The sequence below is a fragment of the Acidovorax sp. FW305-C-20-28 genome, assembly GCF_058783375.1.
The window spans coordinates 1-16105 of record NZ_JBYSYM010000004.1; the positions used below are offsets into that span (position 1 = coordinate 1).

The 16105-nt window shown below is 66.7% G+C and carries 18 protein-coding genes; 11 read left to right on the forward strand and 7 right to left on the reverse strand.

Features of this window, described 5'->3' with window-relative positions; translation table 11 throughout:
* Window positions 1-210: 210 nt before the first annotated feature.
* The 4 genes from AC3WOH_RS06455 to AC3WOH_RS06470 form a co-directional block, all read right to left on the reverse strand.
* Entirely contained in the window at window positions 211-978 is a 768-nt protein-coding gene (locus tag AC3WOH_RS06455; protein ID WP_492228557.1) for a class II glutamine amidotransferase, read from the reverse strand.
* A gap of 20 nt (window positions 979-998) precedes the next feature.
* On the reverse strand, window positions 999-2489 hold the full coding sequence (locus tag AC3WOH_RS06460; protein WP_492228558.1) for an MFS transporter: 1491 nt from the start codon (window positions 2487-2489) through the stop codon (window positions 999-1001).
* Between the two features lie 120 nt (window positions 2490-2609).
* Window positions 2610-2798, reverse strand: a complete 189-nt coding sequence (locus AC3WOH_RS06465; protein WP_007850839.1) for a 4-oxalocrotonate tautomerase — start codon at window positions 2796-2798, stop codon at window positions 2610-2612.
* Between the two features lie 41 nt (window positions 2799-2839).
* Window positions 2840-3088, reverse strand: coding sequence for a cysteine-rich CWC family protein (locus AC3WOH_RS06470; protein WP_492228559.1), 249 nt, complete (start codon window positions 3086-3088; stop codon window positions 2840-2842).
* Window positions 3089-3239: 151 nt separating this feature from the next.
* Here AC3WOH_RS06470 and AC3WOH_RS06475 point away from each other — a divergent pair, with 151 nt between their 5' ends.
* The 5 genes from AC3WOH_RS06475 to AC3WOH_RS06495 all read left to right on the forward strand — a co-directional run bounded on the left by AC3WOH_RS06475 (window position 3240) and on the right by AC3WOH_RS06495 (window position 7474).
* The gene (locus AC3WOH_RS06475; protein WP_492228560.1) at window positions 3240-4007 is read left to right on the forward strand and encodes a GntR family transcriptional regulator; all 768 of its coding nucleotides are present in this window, start codon (window positions 3240-3242) and stop codon (window positions 4005-4007) included.
* A 253-nt stretch (window positions 4008-4260) separates the two neighbouring features.
* A complete protein-coding gene (locus AC3WOH_RS06480; RefSeq protein WP_492228561.1) occupies window positions 4261-4845 on the forward strand; it encodes a malonic semialdehyde reductase in 585 nt (194 codons plus the stop codon).
* Window positions 4846-4950: 105 nt separating this feature from the next.
* On the forward strand, window positions 4951-5907 hold the full coding sequence (locus AC3WOH_RS06485) for a Bug family tripartite tricarboxylate transporter substrate binding protein (protein WP_492228562.1): 957 nt from the start codon (window positions 4951-4953) through the stop codon (window positions 5905-5907).
* Window positions 5908-5950: 43 nt separating this feature from the next.
* The gene (locus AC3WOH_RS06490; RefSeq protein ID WP_492228563.1) at window positions 5951-6883 is read left to right on the forward strand and encodes a fumarylacetoacetate hydrolase family protein; all 933 of its coding nucleotides are present in this window, start codon (window positions 5951-5953) and stop codon (window positions 6881-6883) included.
* A gap of 39 nt (window positions 6884-6922) precedes the next feature.
* Window positions 6923-7474, forward strand: coding sequence for a VOC family protein (locus tag AC3WOH_RS06495; protein WP_492228564.1), 552 nt, complete (start codon window positions 6923-6925; stop codon window positions 7472-7474).
* A 73-nt stretch (window positions 7475-7547) separates the two neighbouring features.
* Here AC3WOH_RS06495 and AC3WOH_RS06500 read toward each other — a convergent pair whose 3' ends face one another.
* Window positions 7548-8480, reverse strand: coding sequence for a 2-hydroxyacid dehydrogenase (locus tag AC3WOH_RS06500; RefSeq protein WP_492228565.1), 933 nt, complete (start codon window positions 8478-8480; stop codon window positions 7548-7550).
* A 12-nt stretch (window positions 8481-8492) separates the two neighbouring features.
* Window positions 8493-8906: a VOC family protein gene (locus tag AC3WOH_RS06505; protein WP_184860047.1), complete on the reverse strand. Its 414-nt coding sequence runs from the start codon at window positions 8904-8906 to the stop codon at window positions 8493-8495.
* Window positions 8907-8998: 92 nt separating this feature from the next.
* Between AC3WOH_RS06505 and AC3WOH_RS06510 the strand changes: the two genes are divergently transcribed.
* The 3 genes from AC3WOH_RS06510 to AC3WOH_RS06520 are packed head-to-tail and all read left to right on the forward strand — an operon-like array spanning window position 8999 to window position 11299.
* Window positions 8999-9928 (forward strand): alpha/beta hydrolase, encoded by a 930-nt coding sequence (locus tag AC3WOH_RS06510; RefSeq protein WP_492228566.1) that lies wholly within the window; start codon window positions 8999-9001, stop codon window positions 9926-9928.
* A 49-nt stretch (window positions 9929-9977) separates the two neighbouring features.
* On the forward strand, window positions 9978-10886 hold the full coding sequence (locus AC3WOH_RS06515) for a dihydrodipicolinate synthase family protein (protein WP_492228567.1): 909 nt from the start codon (window positions 9978-9980) through the stop codon (window positions 10884-10886).
* Entirely contained in the window at window positions 10883-11299 is a 417-nt protein-coding gene (locus AC3WOH_RS06520; RefSeq protein ID WP_492228568.1) for a RidA family protein, read from the forward strand. Before AC3WOH_RS06515 ends, AC3WOH_RS06520 begins: the two co-directional genes overlap by 4 nt.
* Before the next feature lie 154 nt (window positions 11300-11453).
* Here the strand turns inward: AC3WOH_RS06520 and AC3WOH_RS06525 are convergent, their stop codons facing one another.
* The gene (locus AC3WOH_RS06525) at window positions 11454-11924 is read right to left on the reverse strand and encodes an Lrp/AsnC family transcriptional regulator (RefSeq protein WP_492228569.1); all 471 of its coding nucleotides are present in this window, start codon (window positions 11922-11924) and stop codon (window positions 11454-11456) included.
* A gap of 105 nt (window positions 11925-12029) precedes the next feature.
* Between AC3WOH_RS06525 and kynU the strand changes: the two genes are divergently transcribed.
* The 3 genes from kynU to AC3WOH_RS06540 are packed head-to-tail and all read left to right on the forward strand — an operon-like array spanning window position 12030 to window position 16098.
* Window positions 12030-13319 carry a kynureninase gene (kynU, locus tag AC3WOH_RS06530; protein ID WP_492228570.1) on the forward strand — a complete coding sequence of 430 codons (1290 nt, stop codon included), beginning with the start codon at window positions 12030-12032 and terminating at the stop codon, window positions 13317-13319.
* 47 nt (window positions 13320-13366) lie between these two features.
* Window positions 13367-14419, forward strand: a complete 1053-nt coding sequence (locus tag AC3WOH_RS06535) for a porin (protein ID WP_492228571.1) — start codon at window positions 13367-13369, stop codon at window positions 14417-14419.
* A 14-nt stretch (window positions 14420-14433) separates the two neighbouring features.
* Window positions 14434-16098: an LVIVD repeat-containing protein gene (locus AC3WOH_RS06540; RefSeq protein WP_492228572.1), complete on the forward strand. Its 1665-nt coding sequence runs from the start codon at window positions 14434-14436 to the stop codon at window positions 16096-16098.
* The last annotated feature ends 7 nt before the right edge of the window (window positions 16099-16105 follow it).

The following is a 16105-nucleotide window of genomic DNA, read 5'->3' on the forward strand; positions in this document are numbered from 1 at the left end:
GACAGTGAAACGACTTTGCGCCGATGATAGTGCGGGTTCCCGTGTGAAAGTAGGTCATCGTCAGGCTCTTACAGCCCCAACCGCCCCCAGTACCATTTGGTATTGGGGGCGTTTGCTTTGGGCCTGCGAAAGGTGCATTGGCACTGTTCAATACCATCAAAAAGGGGGCTGCAGCCCCCTTGTGATCCTCGGATCTTGATCGTCCTCGCGTCAGCAGCCTTGCCGCTGTCCATCCACAAAGACCAGCAATTCGCCCTTGCTGAAAGCCGTCCACTCCTCGTTGACCGTGAGCGGGGCCGTGACGACGATGGCCACACGGTCGCTGGCCGTGGTCTGGGTGGCGAAGTCGATGCGCACGTCCTCGTCGGACAGCTGGGCTTCGCTGAACGGATGCTTGCGCTCGATGTAATACAGATTCGTGGACGCATGGGCCCACAGCGCCTGCCCATTGGAGAGCAGGAAGTTGAAGGTGCCATGCGGCGCGATGCGCGCAGCCAGCTCCTTGAGGGTAATGGTCAGCTCGGCGATGCTGGGCACGCTGGCGTGGGACTTGGCCAGCTCCTGCATGATCCAGCAGAACGCATGCTCGCTGTCCGTGTCACCCACCGGATGGAAATGCGAGTGCAGGCGCGGCCGGAAGTCCTTGAGGTCACCGTTGTGGGCGAACACCCAGTAGCGGCCCCAGAGTTCGCGCACGAAAGGGTGGCAGTTCTGCAGGCTCACCAGGCCCTGGGTGGCCTTGCGGATGTGGGCGATGACATTGCGGCTCTTGATCGGGTAGCGGCGGATCAGCTCTGCCACGGGAGAATCCACGGCCGGCAAGTGGTCCACGAAATGCCGCAGGCCCCGGTCCTCGAAGAAGGCGATGCCCCAGCCGTCCGCATGGTCGCCGGTGTTGCCCCCACGCTGCGCAAACCCCGTGAAGCTGAAGGTCACGTCCGTGGGGGTGTTGCAGTTCATTCCAAGCAATTGGCACATGCCTGCAAGGATACCGGAGCTTAGCGTGGCGGGGTGGGCTCCGACGGTGGTGCGGCAGGTGCCTGGCGCAACTGCCAGGCCGCCACCATGGCCAGTGCACACAGGGCGGTCAGCATCAGAAAAGTCTCGCCAAAGGCAGCGATGCGCGCCGGGTTGCTGGCACCCGTTGCCAGCGACGCGCCATGTGCGCCCATGCGCCACTCCAGCACGATGCCGCAGAGGCTCACCCCGGCCGCTCCGCCCAGCATGCGCAGGAAGCCAATGGTGCTCGAGCCCTGCGAGATCAGCGACTTGTCCAGCGGCCGCATGGCGCCCAGGTTCAGCGAGGGCAGGATGAAACCCAGCCCGATGCGCCCCAGGATGGCAAACACCACCAGCATCCACAGCGGAGAGCCCAGGCCCACCACCACCATGAGCCCGAAGGACAGGGCCAGCAGTGCCAGGCCGGTGCTCACCAGCAGGTGCGTGGGCTGCCGGTCGGCCAGCCGGCCCACCATGGCAATGGTGACGGCCAGCACGAAGCCCGCAGGCAGCATGATGGTGCCCACATGCGAGGCCGACAGCTGCAGGCCCAATTGCATGAACACCGGCAGCAGGTAGGTCGAGCCGAACAGCGCCGTGCCGTAGATGAAGGCCACGACGCTGCCCATGGCGAATTGGCGGTACTGGAACAGGCGCAGGTCCATGAGCGGCTTGCGCCCCTGCTGGAGCTGCCGACGCTGCCAGCCGATGAACAGGCCCGTGGCCACGACCGCACCGGCGAGAAGCAGAATGGCCTCGTGCAGGGTACCGCCATGCAGCGCCACCAGGCCGTTAAGCAGGCACAGCGTGCCGGCCGTGCCCAGTGCCAGGCCGCGCCAGTCCAGGGCTTCGCCGTTGCGGTTGGCGGCCACGCCGCCCGGTGCGGTCACGGGCACGAACTTGTAGGCCAGCCAGATCGATGCCAGGCACAGCGGGACCACCATGAAGAAGATCGAGCGCCAGCCGAACCAGTCGACCAGCAACCCGCCGATGCTGGGGCCGATGGCCGGCGCCAGCACCACGCCCATGCCGAAGATGCCGCTGGCGCGGCCCTGCTCATGGGGCTGGAACGCATAGAGGATGATGACCGCAGGGATGGGCTGCACCACACCGGCCGCGAGGCCCTCGGCCACGCGGGCCAGCAGCACCAGGCCGAAGTCGCGCGCCAGCCCGCCGCCGATGCCGCCGGCCAGCAGCAGCAGCATGGCGCCGACATAGGTCGCACGGTAGCCATAGCGCGACAGCAGCCAGGGCGTGGTGAGCATGGACACTGTGGTCGCCACCATGAAGCCCGAGGTCACCCACTGGGCCCGCTCCTGCCCCAGCGTGAAGTAGTGGCTCATGTCCGGAATCGCCACGTTCACGATGGTCGAGGACATGATGGATGCCATGGTGCCCGCCATGACCGAGAGCAGCAGCAGCCAGCGGTAACGCTCGCCATGGCGCTCGCGCAGCGCGGCAAGGGAGCCGGAAGAAGACGGGGTTGTCATGGCTCAGGATGCAGGGCGTGGTGCAGTCGATTGCGAAGGATCGCAGCACCCTCGTTGGGGGTTGCGGATCCAGGCGAGGGCCACCAGGTGAGGGCAGCCCTGCAATGCCTCAGGAAGCGGTCAGGTCCGTTCGGACCAGAGCTTGCCGCCCGTGGCCCAGTTCTCGCGCTTGATGTCGGTGATCAGGATGTCCACCGATTCGGGCGAGCCGCCCAGTACCTCAACGGACACGCGGGTGATCTCTTCGACCAGCTTGCGCTTTTGTTCGACCGTGCGGCCTTCCATCATTTCGACGTGGTACGTGGGCATGGTGTGCTTTCTTCAGAAAAAAGGGTTGTGCAAACCCCAAATCATATCGGCTGAGGGGGCGGCGGCCCGGCCGCTGCCGCACTGCCGGTGGGCTCGCGCGCGCACACCGGGCAGATACAGGTCAGGCCCCGCTGCCCGGCGGGCAGGCGTGCCAGCGCCGTGGGCGATACCGGGGTGTGCATGCACCAGCAGTCTTCTATGGGGCGGCCGGCCGTGACTGCGCACTGGTTGGGTTGGCCGCACAGGGGGCACTGGGACGGGCCGGTGGGCGCGAGGGCGTCATGGGACATGGCCTGCGCAGTGTAGGCGCTGCCCGTGCCTGGCGGGGTGCCTGCCCACGACCCCGTACCCTTTGACTTGGGGCAGATGTCCGGTTCAGCCCGCGCCGCGCTGGTGTGCAGCTGGCTAGAATGGAACGCACTTGCAAGGGTAAAAAATACAATGTCCACCATTGCTGCCAAAGTCCAATCCCAGATTTCCGAGCTGATCATCAGCGGCCAGTTCAAGCCCGGCACCCGCCTCGACGAGCGCGTGCTGGCCGAGCGCTTCAACGTGTCGCGCACCCCCGTGCGCGAGGCATTGCGCCAATTGGCGGCGCGCGGGCTCACCCAGCTTTTGCCCATGCGCGGCGTGGTCGTCATGGAAATCAGCGTGAAGGAGCTCGCGGAGATCCTGCACGCAGACTGCGAGCTGGAGGCCATGTGCGCGCGCCTGGCCGCCGAATCCATGACCACCATGGAGAAAGCCGAACTGCGCTACATCCACGAGCGCTCCAACGAATACGTGGCCGCGGGCGATCTCGACAAGTACCTCGAGGCCAATCGCGAACTCCATCGCCTGATCCTCGAAGGCGCGCACAACGCGGTGATCAGCAGCATGGTGGGCGAGATCCGTGATCGTCTGAGTCCTTACCGCCAATACCACCCGGCCGAGACGGACCGCCTGGTGACATCGCACGATGCCCACAAGGAGATCGTCGACGCCATCGCAGAGGGCCATGGCGAGAAGGCCTACCTCGCCATGCGCGCACACAACGCTCACCTGGGCAATGCCGCGCTGCGGGCGCTGCGCCAGGCGAAGGAAGCCGAAGGCGCCGTGGAGCAAGCCCCTCCTGCACCGCCGGCGGGCAAGCGTGGCCGGCCGAAAGCCGCACCTGCGGTGAAAGCCATCGCCCCCACCCGTGCACGCAGGGCAAAAAAGCCCGATTAATAAAGTACCAATAAGTCGTTTGGTATACCAAGCGACAAAATTCACCTAGAATCGCAGCAGCTTCTCCGGAAGGTGCTGTGCCGGTCTGCACGCGTTACGTCACTGTTTCGCGGGCCGGGCTGCCAGGCCATGGGCTGCTGGCATGTCTTGCGCCATCCATCCTTCTGCGGCTTGCGCTCGCGCCGTTCGGCCGTGGCGGGCTGGCACCCGACGGAGTCGCTCGCACGGTTCAACTTCGGCAAGGATGTGGGTGATGCTCGACAAGGCTGGCATGGATGCGCTTTTTTCCGGCGCGCGTTCGCACAACGGATTTCTGGACAGACCGGTGCCCGAGGCACTGCTGCGCGAGCTGTATGAGCTGGTGAAGTGGGGGCCGACCAGCGCCAACTGCTCACCCCAGCGCATCCTTTTCCTGGCCACCCCCGAAGCCAAGGCGCGCCTGCTGCCCGCACTCAGCCCGGGCAATGTGGCCAAGACGACTTCGGCGCCCGTGACCTGCATCCTGGCCTATGACCGGCATTTCCACGAGCATGCCGAGGCCCTGTTCCCGCACAACCCTGGCCTGTACAGCAGCTTCGCCCGTGATGAGCGCCACGCCGAGACCACGGCGTTTCGCAACGCCACGCTCCAGGCCGGCTATTTTCTTTTGGCCGCCCGGGCCCTCGGGCTCGATTGCGGCCCCATGTCCGGCTTCGACGAAGCCCTGGTCAACCAGACCTTCTTCCCGGATGGCCGCTGGCGCGTGAACTTCCTGTGCAACCTGGGGCGGGGCGACCCCACCAAACTCTTCGGCCGGCTGCCGCGGCTGGCGTTCGACCAGGCCTGTTCGGTGCTGTAGGCCTGGACAAGCCCTTGCATCGCCTGCAGTGAGGGATAGCACTCGTTGAAGTTTTGTATTTTATTGTGTATTCTTGGTATACCAAATAAAAACGAAAGGATGACAATGTACCGAGCACTCGCAGGATTCGCCCTGGCCTTGTGTGCCGCCACCGGCTTCGCACAGACCTGGCCGGCCAAGCCCATCACCATCATCGTGCCCTTCGGCGCGGGGGGAAACACCGACACCATCGCGCGCCTCACAGCCAGCCACCTCACCAAGGCCTTGGGCACGGCCGTGGTGGTGGACAACCGGCCTGGCGCCTCGGGCCTCATTGCCGCCAAGCAGGTGCTCGGCGCCCCGGCAGACGGCTATACGCTGTTCATGGCCACGGCCACGCAGATGGTCACGGCGCCCTTCGTGAACCCGAACTTCAACTATGACCCGGCCAAGGACTTCGCACCGGTGGTCAACATCGGCGCCAACGCCTTCGTGATCGCCACCAAGTCCGCGCTGCCGGTCAAGAACCTGGGGGAACTGGTGGCCCTGGCCAAACTGCAGCCGGGCAAGCTCAGCTATGGCAGTGGCGGGACCGCGGCGCTCACCCATCTGTCGGCCTACATCTTCGCCAAACGGGCAGAGATCGACATGGTGCATGTGCCCTACCGGGGCGCGGCGCCGGCCATGACGGACCTGCTGGGCGGCGTGATCGACATGTACTCGGCCAGCCCGTCCGAGGTGATTGCCCAGGCGAATGGGGGAAAGATCCGCCTCCTGGCCATCTCCAGCGCTACGCGCTCCAAGGAGCTGCCGAATGTGCCGACCATCTCCGAGACCTTTCCCGGCCATGAGGTCACCACCTGGAACGGCTTGGTGGCGCGCGCCGGCACGCCCCCCGAGGTGCTGGACCGCATCGCCGCGGAGGTGCTGCGCATGAAGGACGACCCCGTGGCACTGCAGAAGCTCGAAGAAGCCGGCGTGGTGCCGCTGTTCACCCCCCGCGCCGCATTCGGTGCACAGATCCAGCGCGAGCTGCTGATGTGGGGCAAGGTGCTCAAGAACTCCGGGATCCGCGCCGAATGAAGCCGCGGTCCCCAACTGCATGAATTCAAGGAAGGAAACTGCAATGAACTGGTTTGGAATTGCCACCTACATGGCCGGTGCGGGTGACACCGCGCCGCGCATGGGTCTGGTGGTCGACAATGCTGTCTACGACGCGCAGGCCGCCCTGCAGGCGTTCACGCCCGCCGCGCAGGCCATGCCCATGGACCTCTGGGGGCTGTTGGCGCAGTGGGATGCGTCCGCCGCCGCGCTGGAGGCCCTGGAAGCGGCGGCGTTGGCCATCCGCCAAGGGCGCATCCAGCTGCCACGGCAAGAGGGGGCGCTCGCCGTTCCCTACGCGCCCGCCCGCATCTTCGCGACAGCCTCCAACTACTACGAGCATGCCGCGGAGATGGGCACCCAGTTGGCCGCGCGCAGCGAGAGCTCGCCCTACATCTTCATGAAGGCCGAGACCAGCGTGACGCCCACGAAGACCGCCGTCGTCATGCCCGCGAGCACGATGAAGCTCGATTGGGAGGTGGAGCTGGCGGTGGTCATCGGACGCGGCGGCCGCCATATCGCCGAGAAGGATGCCTACGCGCACATCGCCGGCTACACGGTGATCAACGACATCAGTGCCCGCGATCTCACGCGCCGCTCGGACTACCCCTTCTCGCACGACTGGTTCCGCGGCAAGAGCTTCGACACCTTCGCGCCGCTGGGTCCCTGGTTCGTGCCCCGCGATTGCGTGGGGGACCCGATGGACCTGCGCATGCAGCTCACGGTCAACGGCGAGAGCATGCAGGACGCGAGCACCCAGGGCATGATCTTCAACATTGCCGAACAGATCGCCTACCTCTCGAGCATCCTCACGCTCAAGCCGGGCGACCTGATCGCCACGGGAACGCCCACGGGCGTGGGCATGGGGCGTGGCCTTTTCCTCAAGCCGGGTGACGTGATGGTGGCCTCGATCGCGCAGATCGGCTCCATCGAAAACCACGTCATTGCAGCGCCCTGAACAGCGCGCGACACAGATTCACACGCAACGGAGTTCGCCATGGAAAAGCTCAAACCCCGCCGCCTCGGGCACATCGTGCTCATGGTGCGCGATATCCAGAAATCGGCCAGGTTCTACACCGAGGTGCTGGGCCTCGAAGTCTCGGACTGGATCGGCGAGAACATGGTCTTCCTGCGCGCGGGGGAGGACCACCATGACCTCGCGCTCGCGCAACTGCCCGCCGACTCGCCGGACCTGGACGACCTGCCGCGCTACTCGCGGCCAGGCCTGGAGCATTTCTCCTACCTCATCGACAGCCTGGAGGAAATGGAGCGCTCGGTGCGGGTGCTGCAGGCGCACGGTGTGGAAATCGTGCGCGGCATCGGCCGCCACGGGCCGGGCAACAACCTCTTCCTGGTGTTCAAGGACCCCGATGGCAACAACGTCGAGGTCTACTGCGACATGACACAGATCCCGCAGGATGGTCAGCACCAGGCCGAGGTCTGGGAGCGCAACCTGGAGAGTTTTGACCAGTACCGGCTCGAACGCTTCGTCGTGCCCCCACCACCGCATCTGGTGGCGTCCAAGACCGGAAGGGGCAAGGCTTCCTGAGCGGCCAGAGGCCGCGTCAAGAGAAAGAGGCGGTGCTCCTGGAGGGGCACCGCCTTTCTGGTTTTGCCGGTTCTCAGCAGAGGGAGATGGCCGTCGCCGGCACACGCCCCGCAAAACAGTCCGCCAGGCTGGCGAGCAGCGCCGTGGTCTGCGCCGCCTGGGATGCGGGTGAGCGCCCTGCCATGTGCGGTGTGAGCAGCACATTGTCGAGCGCACGCAGCGCCGCAGGCACGTCGGGCTCGTACTCGAACACATCCAGGCCCGCGCCTGCAATGCCGCCGGTGCGCAGGGCCTGCACCAGGGCATCGGTATCGACCACCGAGCCCCGCGCCACGTTCACGAAGAAACCCTCGGCACCGAGGGCCGCCAACACCGGCCCGTCCACGATGTGGTGGGTGGATGCGCCGCCTGGGCAGGCGGCCACCAGGTAATCGCTCGCGCTGGCGAGCGCGAGAAGACTGGGCTCATGCTGGTAGGGCAGGCCGTGGCCCGGGCTGCGGGTGCAGTAGCGCACCTGCATGCCAAAGCCGATGGCGCGCCGGGCAATGGCCTGCCCGATGCGGCCCATGCCGATGATGCCGAGCGTGGCGCCATGGAGCGTCGGGCGCGCTGCCCTGAGGCCATGCCAGCCACACGCGCGCACGGCGGCGGTGAGCGCGCCGTAGCCCCGGCTGAGCGCGAGCAGAAAGCCCAGCGCATGGTCGGCCACGGTCTCGTCGTTGGCGCCTGGGGCGTTGGCCACTACCACGCCGCGCCGTGCAGCGGCGGCGAGGTCCACCGCCTCGTAGCCGGCACCGAAGGCGCAGACGATGCGCAGCGCCGGCATCCGCTCCAGCTGCGCGGCGGACAGGCCCGTGGTGCCGTTCGTCACTACCGCAGCGATGTCTTCCCAGGGCACGGGCAGGGTGGCCGTGGCGTCATGCACGGTGTAGAGGCTGGCCAGGGCTGCCCGCGTGGCCGCAGGCAGCGGGATCAGCGCCAGGATGTGGGGACGCTGCTGCTGCACGCTGCGCTCCATTCAGCCCGCGGTGGCCGGTGCCACCTCTTTGACCGCCCCCTTCCAGCCGGACTCGGTGATGTCGAACACGATCCCGTCGGGCGTGCGGTACTTCACCTCGTAGAACACGTTGGGGTCGGTCTCCTTGCGGCCCGTGAGGTAGGTGCCGCCTGCGGCGACCACGCGCTTTTCGGCCTCCTCGAGGTTGTCCACCCACATGCCGAAGTGGATCACGCCACGCACGTCCTTGAGCTTTTCGTAGCCGGGAACCGCCTCGTCCTTGAAGTTCAGCAAGGCCACGTTCATCACGCCGTCGGTCATGTACCAGCCTCGCATGGCGCGGCCCGCGCGGGTCATGCCGAAGGCCTGCTCGAAGAACTGGGCCGCGGCCTCGGGGTCGCTGACCGACAGGGCGATGTGCCTGAGCTTTTCCATGTGATTTCTCCTGTTGTGTATGTCGACATGGAAAGTATAGTGAATTAAATTTCAATTGGTATACCAAAACATCAATGTGTATAATTTTTGGCATGAACAACGCATCGCAGCCCTTCGGATCGCTCAGTGCCCAGGACCAGGCCTTGCTCGACGGCATCGGGCCGCGCTGGGCCGAGGACATCAACCGGCACCGCGACCTGGTGGTGCGCACCTACACGCCCCTGGTGCTGCAGGCAGACAACCGTGGCATCGAGGTGGCCCGCGACCTGCCCTATGGCGCTGCACCACGCCAGGTGCTCGATGTGTACAGCCGCAGCGCCTGGGCGGGGGAGGCGCGCGATGTGCTGGTCTTCTTCCATGGCGGGGCCTTCATCCGCGGCAGCAAGAGCGCCAACGGCGCCATCTACGACAACGTGGCCTACTGGTTCGCGCGCCAGGGCTGCGTGGCGGTGAATGTGGAATACCGGTTGGCGCCACACACCGCGTACCCGGGCGGTGCCGCTGACGTGGTGGCCGCTGTCCGCTGGGTGCGCACGCACATCGCGCGCTTTGGTGGCGATGCGGGGCGCATCTTCCTCATGGGCCATTCGGCCGGGGGCTCGCATGTGGCCAGTGCACTGTTCGACCCGGCGCTGGCAGAGCGCCTCACCCCGGCCGAGACCGCCGGGGCCCTGCTCGTCAGCGCACGGCTGCGTGCCGACGTGCTGCCGGACAACCCCAATGCCGATGGGGTGCGCGCCTACTTCGGCGAGGACACCGCGCTGTACGAACAGCGCTCGCCCGCCAGCCATGCGGGCCAGAGCAATGTGCCCCTGTTCATTGCCGTGGCGCAGTACGAGAACACGCACCTCGACCGCTATGGCCAGGAGTTCCACGCCCGCGCCCTGGCCAGCGGGCGCACTGCGCTCACGCGCTTTGCCTCCCTGCCGCGGCACAACCACACCTCCATCGTCGCCCACTTCAACAGCGGCGAAGAGACCCTGGGCCCGCAGCTGCTCGATTTCATGCACGCAACGCGCTGACCCGCCTCGACCACCCCACCGCTTCTCCAACCCCTTGCGCACCGACACCATGCAAAGCACCCGCCCCCTCAAGGTCCTCGCTCCGGCCCTCACGCCCTTCCATGCCGACCTGTCCGTCAACCGCCCGGCGTTCATCGCCTTCTGCCGTTGGCTTGTGGCGCAGGGTGCCGGTCTGGCGGTGTTCGGCACCAACAGCGAGGCCAATTCGCTCAGCCTGTCCGAAAAAATCGAACTGCTCGAAGCGCTGGTGGATGCCGGCATTCCGGCCAGCGCCATGGTGCCCGGCACCGGTCTGTGTTCCGTGCCAGAGACCGTGGCCCTGACCCGCCGTACCGTCGAGTTGGGCTGCGCCGGCGCGCTGGTGCTGCCGCCCTTCTATTTCAAGCCCGCGGCCGAGGACGGGCTGTTCGCCCACTATGCGCAGGTGATCGAAGCCGTGGGCTCCGAGCGCCTGAAGCTCTACCTCTACCACATCCCCCAGTTCACGGGCGTGCCCATCAGCTGCGCGCTGATCGAGCGGCTGCTCAAGGCCTACCCCGGCACCGTGGCCGGCATCAAGGACAGTTCGGGCGACTGGGCCAACACCGAGCGCGTGCTGCGCGAGTTCCCGGGGTTCGAGGTCTTCCCCGCATCGGAGGCGCTGCTCGAAAAGGCCTTGCCGCTGGGGGCGGCGGGCTGCATCTCGGCCACCGCCAACGTGCAACCGGGCGCCATCGCGCAGGCACTGCAGGCCTGGGGGACGCCGGGGTTCGAGGCCCTGCAGGCCCAGCTCAAGGCGGTGCGCAGCCTGTTCCAGGCCCACCCCATGATTCCCGCGCTCAAGCATGTGGTGGCCCGGGAGTTCGGGGACAGCGGCTGGTGCCATGTGCGCCCGCCCTTCGCGCCCGCCGATGCGGCCTGGGCCGAAGGCCTGTGCGCGCAGCTCGCCCAGGCCGGCTTCCACATGGCGCGCCCATGACGGCGGCCGTCACCCTGCCGCGCCCCCTGGGTGCCTACGCGCGCTGGCGGCGGGTGGGTGACCTGGTGTTCATCGCCGGCGTCAGTGCACGCCTGCCCAGTGGCGAGATCGACGGTGTCCTGCGCGATGGCGCTGCGGTGCGCCACGACGTGGCCGCACAGACCCGCCGCGTGCTGCAGACCATAGCCGCGCTCGTGCAGGAAGCGGGCGGGGCAGGCCTGGCGGACTGCGTGGACATGCAGGCCTTCCTGGTGCGTGCCGAGGACTTCGCCACCTTCAACGCCGCCTATGGGGAGTACTTTCCCGGCGAAGCCCCCACGCGCACCACCGTGGTCGTGCGCGCCTTGCCCCACCCCGACATGGTGGTCGAAATCAAGGCCGTGGCCTGCCTCACCGGGGTGCGCATCCGATAGCCGCTGATCGCCCACGGTGTATGCAACTGGCGGGGCCCAAGCCAGTGCCCCCGTGCAAGGGCCGCCCCGCCGCACCGGGGGCGTCCCCCTCCCGACTCGCGCAGCGAGTCGAGAGAGGGGTGAAGGCGCGCAGCGCCTCAGGGGGTGCTTCACATCACGCCGGCACCGGCATCCCCTGCAAGGCCTTCACCTCCTGCAGCGAAAAGCTCGTGCGCACATGCTTGACGCCGGGCAGGCGCCGCAGCCTGTGCTGCATCAGCGCCGAGTAGGCATCCAGGTCCTGCGCGACGACCACCAGCACGAAGTCCTCGGGGCCCGAGACACCGTGGCACATCACCACCTCGGGAATGTCGCGCACCGTGGCCTCGAAGGCCAGCGACAGTGCTTCATCCTGGCTGTCGATGGTGATGGTGGCAAAGGCCATCACACCCCAGCCCAGGGCGCGCCGGTCCAGCCGAGCGCTGTAGCCGCTGATCAGCCCGGTGTCTTCCAGCCGCTTCACGCGCCGCCAGCAGGGCGACTGGGAGAGATGGGCACGTTCGGCCAGCTCGGAGGAGGTGAGCCGCGCATCGCCCTGCAGGGCGTTGAGCAGCAGTCGGTCGGTGGCGTCGAGGGCAATGGGCATGGCGTTTCCTGAAAGTGCGAATGGCGGGAATGTCTAGACCTGCTCCCCCTGAAACGGGGGCGAAATTGCAAAGAAATTTCGGCAGTCACGGCATAGACTACTTTCATGAATACAAAAATCAATTCTGGTATTCCAGATAAAGACATCCGCACACGGGATGCGGCTCCCATCACATGGGAAGATTGCCTGGCGCGTGACGACGTCGACCCCCTGGCCCCGGTGCGCCAGCGATTCCAGCTGCCCGAGGGCGTCATCTACCTCGACGGCAACTCCCTGGGCGCGATGCCGCGTGCCGTGCCGGCGCGCATGCACCGGGCCATCGAGCAGGAATGGGCCACCGGGCTGATCCGCTCCTGGAACGACGCCGACTGGTACCCCGCCCCCCAGCGCGTGGGCGCACGCATCGCCAGGCTCGTGGGGGCCGAGGACAACGAGGTCATCGTCGCCGACTCCACCTCGGTCAACTTGTTCAAGCTGCTCGTGGCAGCGCTGCGCATGCGACCCGGGCGCAGTCTGATGCTGGGCGAGCGCGGCAACTTCCCCACCGACGCCTACGTGGCCCAGGGCGTGGCCGAAATCACCGGCACGCAGTTCCGCGCCGTGGAGCCCGAGGAGGTGCTGGCCGCGCTGAACGAAGACGTGGCCGTGCTCGCGCTCACGCACGTCAACTACAAGAGCGGCCAGGCCTATGACATGGCCGCCGTGACGCGGCGCGCGCACGAGGTGGGGGCGCTCGTGATCTGGGATCTGGCCCACACCGCAGGCGCCATGCCCTGTGCGCTCAACGACTGCCAGGTCGACTTCGCCGTGGGCTGCGGCTACAAGTACCTCAATGGCGGGCCCGGGGCTCCTTCGTTCGCCTTCGTAGCCCGGCGCCACCAGGAGGGGCTGCGCCAGCCGCTCACGGGCTGGCACGGCCATGCGCGGCCTTTCGCCTTCACCCACGGTTACGAGCCCGCACCAGGGATCGACCGCATGCTCGTGGGCACGGCGCCGCAGCTCGGTTTGATTTCGCTGGAGGCCGCACTCACTGCCTTCGACGGTGTGGACATGCAGGCCCTGCGCGCCAAGAGTGTGGCTTTGACCGGGCTGTTCATCGCGCTAGTGGACCAGGAGTTGGGTGCCTACGGCTTCGGCCTGGCCACGCCGCGCGATCCCGCGCTGCGCGGCAGCCAGGTTTCGCTCACCCACCCCGAGGGCTACGCCATCGTGCAGGCCCTCATCGCACGGGGCGTGATCGGCGATTTCCGCGCACCCGACATCCTGCGCTTCGGCTTTGCCGCGCTGTACCTGGGCCATTGCGACGTGTGGAACGCCGTTGCCGCGCTCAAGAGCGTGATGGCCGAAGGCGACTGGCGCAAGCCCGAGTTCATGGCCCGCAAGGCCGTCACCTGATTCCCGTCCTGCAGACCATTACCACCATAAAAGAGGAGACAAAGAACGTGAATCGAAAGAACATCATTCCGCGCTGCGTGCCCGCCGCCATCGCGGCCTGGGCCATCGCACCGACGCTTGCGTTCGCGCAGGTGACGCTGTCCGGCTTCGTCGATCTGAATCTCGAGATCGCCAAGTCCGGCGGCGGCACCCAGCGCAGCCTGGTGTCGGGGGGGCTGAACACCTCGCGCCTGCAGTTCAAGTCCGTGGAGGACCTGGGCGGCGGGCTCAAGGCCACCGCCGTGCACGAGCTGACCTTCCGCGCGGACTCCGGCCAGGCCGGATCGCCGCGCCACACCTATGTCGCGTTGGGCAGCAAGGACTGGGGCGAGATCAGCGCGGGCCGGCGCGACCTGCCCTCGGCCGAGATGTACGGCTACATCGACCCGACCTTTTCGGGCGACTACAGCCCCATCAGCAACACCCTGCTGTACTTCGCGCCCTGGCGCGAAAGCAACGGGATCTTCTACACCTCGCCGCGCGTGGCCAACCTGCAGGCGCGCATCGGCACCACCTTCGGCCGCGAAGACGGCAGCAAGGACGCCAAGGCCACGAGCATCGCCATCGACTACTGGAACAAGGACCTGTACCTGATGGCCGCCTTTGACCGGCAGTACCGCCGCGACCTGGACAGCCCCGAGCGCATGCGCCACTCCACGGACCACTACCTGGGCGGGGTGTACTCCATGGGGCCGCTGGACCTGACCTTCCTCTACCACCGCTACAACGGCAACTACGCCTATCCGCCCTATGTCGGCTTTGCCTCCAAGGGCAACGACGTGCAGCTGGGCCTGCGCTACGAATTCAATGCGCTGCAGCGCGTGTTCGCCAGCGTGGTGCGCAAGAACGACCGGCCCAACGCCGCGCTGTCGGATGCCACGAGCTGGGTGGCCGGCTACCTGCATGGCCTGTCCAAGCGCACCGACCTGTACACCATCGTGGGTGCAGTACACCACGCACGCGACTCGGAGCTGCGTTTTCCGGTGAGTTTCAACCACGCCACCCCCCTGTCCAACGAAAACCCGCGTGGCGTGCAGATCGGCATGCGCCACAAGTTCTGAAGGAGCGAACGAACATGAAGCCCACCACCACCCTCCTGGCCTGCCTGCTGAGCGCCGGCCTGGTCGCACCCGCACTGGCCCAGACCATCGTGCCGCCGCCTGAAGGCGCGGCACGGCTGCCCGTCAAGGAAGAGCGCGAAGAAGCCAAGGGCACGCCCGGCGAACCGGCGCGGCCGGCCGCGGGCAGCTATGGCATGGACGCCAGCGGCGCTTTCCGGCACCCGGCCGAAGCCCCGGGCATCGGCGGCACCCACCCCTTCAAGGGCAGCCTCGATTACCTGGACCAGAACAGCTACCTTCACAACACCAAGGTCGAGGCACGCTACCCCGACATGCTGGGCAGCCCCTACCACTCGTGGCAGACCACGGTGGACATGGAGGGCCGGCGCTACATGGTGATCCACGAGAAGTCGTTCTACAAGGTGTTCGACATCACCGACCCGCGCGCGGCGAAGAAGGTGGCCGAAAAGAAATGGGCCTGGGGCAGCAACGAGCATCCCTTCGGCCCGCTCACCATCCAGTTCAACGAGAAGCTGGGCAAGCATGTCGCCGTGCAGTGCTATGAAGTCACGCGCTTCGGTATCCTGGAAAACAAGTACAAGCCCGAGCAGAAGGCCAAGATCGACGCCATCCGCCAGCAGCCCATCCTGCGCGGCTTCCGCGTGTTCGAGGTGGGCAGCCCCGACCCGGCGCAATGGAAGAAGCTCTCCGAGCTGCCGCTTCACAGCAAGGCCGTGGCCGACCAGTTCCCACAGCAAGGCTCCGGCTGCGGCGACGTGCCGGTGTACTGGGGGGGCAAGTACCTGTTCGTCTCGGGCGCGCCCGACGACAGCTTTGCCAACCAGGAGTACGCCAACTTCCTCTACAACCAGGCGCAGATGGCCTTCGACCTGAGCGACCCGCGCAAGCCGCAGCGGCTGTCGACCTGGTGGGTGCCGGGGGCGCGCACGGGTGAAGAGGCGGAGTACCGCAAGAACCCGCGCGTGGGCAAGAAGACCGCATGGATGGGCGCGCGCATGCCGCTGTTCATCCCGCGCGATCCCGAAAAGGGCGGCAAGTACGGCTATGCGGCCATGGGCGGTATGGGCTTCCATGTGATCGACGTGTCCAACCCCGGCGCGATGAAGCGCGTGGGCCACCTGGACATGCCGGTCAGCCAGGCGGGTACCGAGGGCGACAACGTCGACGTGAGCCAGGTGGAGAAAACCGGCATCGTCTACTTCAGCGGCTACCCGCTCAACGAGGACTGCTACGAGCCCTACAAGGACATCTATGCGATCGACGTGAAGGATCCGGCCAAGCCGCGCATCCTGGCGACCCTGCCGCGCCCCACGCCGCCCCAGGGCGCGCCCTTCACCGACTACTGCCAGCGCCGCGGCAGCTTCGGACCCAAGCGCAGCGGCTACTGGCACCAGCCGGGCACGCCAAGCGACAAGTACCTGGTCTACGCCTTCTACAACGCGGGTGCGCAGATCTTCGACGTGAGCAACCCGGCAGAGCCGAAGATCGCGGGCTACTTCGTGCCCCCGACCGTCGACCCCAAGGTCAACCAGCACTTCGGTGACCAGACGCATGGCGTGTTCATCGAGTGGGACCGCAACCTGATCTGGGTCTTCACCAACCACGGCGCCTATGCCGTGTCCTCGCCACTGCTCGGGGCTCCCAAGTCCGGCCTGTGACTCTGCC

Coding starts and splice junctions, on each gene's coding strand:
- AC3WOH_RS06465 (WP_007850839.1), bottom strand. CDS start 2,798: ATGCCCACGTACCACGTCGAAATGATGGAAGGCCGCACGGTCGAACAA.
- AC3WOH_RS06515 (WP_492228567.1), top strand. CDS start 9,978: ATGCAAAGCACCCGCCCCCTCAAGGTCCTCGCTCCGGCCCTCACGCCC.
- AC3WOH_RS06470 (WP_492228559.1), bottom strand. CDS start 3,088: ATGTCCCATGACGCCCTCGCGCCCACCGGCCCGTCCCAGTGCCCCCTG.
- AC3WOH_RS06480 (WP_492228561.1), top strand. CDS start 4,261: ATGCTCGACAAGGCTGGCATGGATGCGCTTTTTTCCGGCGCGCGTTCG.
- AC3WOH_RS06525 (WP_492228569.1), bottom strand. CDS start 11,924: ATGCCCATTGCCCTCGACGCCACCGACCGACTGCTGCTCAACGCCCTG.
- AC3WOH_RS06475 (WP_492228560.1), top strand. CDS start 3,240: ATGTCCACCATTGCTGCCAAAGTCCAATCCCAGATTTCCGAGCTGATC.
- AC3WOH_RS06520 (WP_492228568.1), top strand. CDS start 10,883: ATGACGGCGGCCGTCACCCTGCCGCGCCCCCTGGGTGCCTACGCGCGC.
- AC3WOH_RS06495 (WP_492228564.1), top strand. CDS start 6,923: ATGGAAAAGCTCAAACCCCGCCGCCTCGGGCACATCGTGCTCATGGTG.
- AC3WOH_RS06510 (WP_492228566.1), top strand. CDS start 8,999: ATGAACAACGCATCGCAGCCCTTCGGATCGCTCAGTGCCCAGGACCAG.
- AC3WOH_RS06490 (WP_492228563.1), top strand. CDS start 5,951: ATGAACTGGTTTGGAATTGCCACCTACATGGCCGGTGCGGGTGACACC.
- AC3WOH_RS06460 (WP_492228558.1), bottom strand. CDS start 2,489: ATGACAACCCCGTCTTCTTCCGGCTCCCTTGCCGCGCTGCGCGAGCGC.
- AC3WOH_RS06485 (WP_492228562.1), top strand. CDS start 4,951: ATGTACCGAGCACTCGCAGGATTCGCCCTGGCCTTGTGTGCCGCCACC.
- kynU (WP_492228570.1), top strand. CDS start 12,030: ATGAATACAAAAATCAATTCTGGTATTCCAGATAAAGACATCCGCACA.
- AC3WOH_RS06455 (WP_492228557.1), bottom strand. CDS start 978: ATGTGCCAATTGCTTGGAATGAACTGCAACACCCCCACGGACGTGACC.
- AC3WOH_RS06540 (WP_492228572.1), top strand. CDS start 14,434: ATGAAGCCCACCACCACCCTCCTGGCCTGCCTGCTGAGCGCCGGCCTG.
- AC3WOH_RS06505 (WP_184860047.1), bottom strand. CDS start 8,906: ATGGAAAAGCTCAGGCACATCGCCCTGTCGGTCAGCGACCCCGAGGCC.